This is a genomic window from Providencia sp. PROV032 (assembly GCF_028484875.1).
GTDB classification, from domain to species: Bacteria; Pseudomonadota; Gammaproteobacteria; order Enterobacterales; family Enterobacteriaceae; genus Providencia; species Providencia rettgeri_E.
Genome location: NZ_JAMPSX010000076.1, coordinates 1 through 1,294, shown reverse-complemented (window position 1 = coordinate 1,294; position 1,294 = coordinate 1). Strand labels below are relative to the sequence as shown.

The 1,294-nt window shown below is 38.9% G+C and carries 1 protein-coding gene; it reads left to right on the top strand.

Annotated elements, in window-relative coordinates; all coding sequences use genetic code 11:
* Positions 1-53: 53 nt before the first annotated feature.
* A protein-coding gene (locus PSF42_RS20695) for an IS3 family transposase (protein WP_272680574.1) occupies positions 54-1,264 on the top strand; the annotation gives its coding sequence in 2 pieces (ribosomal slippage) (positions 54-396 and positions 396-1,264; 1,212 coding nt in all).
* Positions 1,265-1,294: the final 30 nt, after the last annotated feature.

Here is a 1,294-nt window from a genome sequence, read left to right as displayed (position 1 = left end):
TGACCCATCCTAAATAAGGTTGACACTTTTCCAATCTAAAATTGGAGAGTGTAATGAAACCAATCACTAAACGAACTCAACGCGATTATTCCCTCGCTTTTAAATTACAGGTTGTTGACCAAGTAGAAAAAGGCGAGCTCACCTATAAACAAGCTCAATATCAATATGGGATACAAGGATGTTCTACCGTTTTGGTATGGCTTCGTAAACATGGTAGATTAGATTGGTCTGAAGGTACGCCCAATACTCTTTATAAAGGTACTGCTATGACCCAAACTCCTGAGCAACAAACCCCAGAACAACGCATCAAACTACTCGAAAGGGAACTTGAAGAAGCTCGGCTTAAATCCGATTTCTTTGAAGCTGTTGTCAAAGTTATGGATAGAGACTTCGGAGTTCGCTTGTCAAAAAAGCGCAAGGCCGAGTTATTAAAGAAAAAACGGTTAAAAACCTCACCGTAACAATAGCTTGTCGTTTTATGAATATTAGCCGGCAAGCCTACTACAAGCGACAGGATAAGACTGAAAAACGACAAAAAATCGATACGGCCATTATTGATATTGTTAAGTCTGAACGCGCCTTTCATCCCAGACTGGGAGGGCGTAAGTTACATTTTATTTTAAAGCAAAAACAAATGATTATTGGTCGTGACCGGCTATTTACTTTATTGAAGGAACATCGGTTACTTGTGCCGAATAAGCGGGCTTATCATAGAACAACTTTAAGCCATCATCGTTTTCATCGACATCCAAATTTAATTAAATCAGGATTTATCCCCACACAGCCTGAGCAACTCTGGGTAGCGGATATTACCTATTTATCGACACATGAGGGTGATACCTATTTAAGTTTAATTACGGATGCGTACTCGCGAAAAATCGTGGGATATCATTTAGATGACAATATGAAAACAAGTTCGGTGAAGAAGTCGCTGGTTCAGGCTTTAAAAAAACGCTGTTCGACAACATCGCTGATCCATCATTCAGATCGTGGGCTACAGTATTGTTCGTCGGAGTATCAAGAAATACATAGAAATCATAATATTCAATGTTCTATGACTGATGGCTATGATTGCTATCAAAATGCCTTAGCAGAAAGAGTTAATGGAATATTAAAAATGGAGTATCTTCTAGTAAAACCAAGAAATTTAGAGCAGGCACGAAGGTTGGTTGAAGAATCAATCCAGATTTATAATGAAAGGCGCCCGCATTTATCATTAAACTATAAAACGCCCGATGAGGTTCACCGAGCGTTTTATGCATGAAAAGTTGTCAACCTATATCAGGACTAGTCA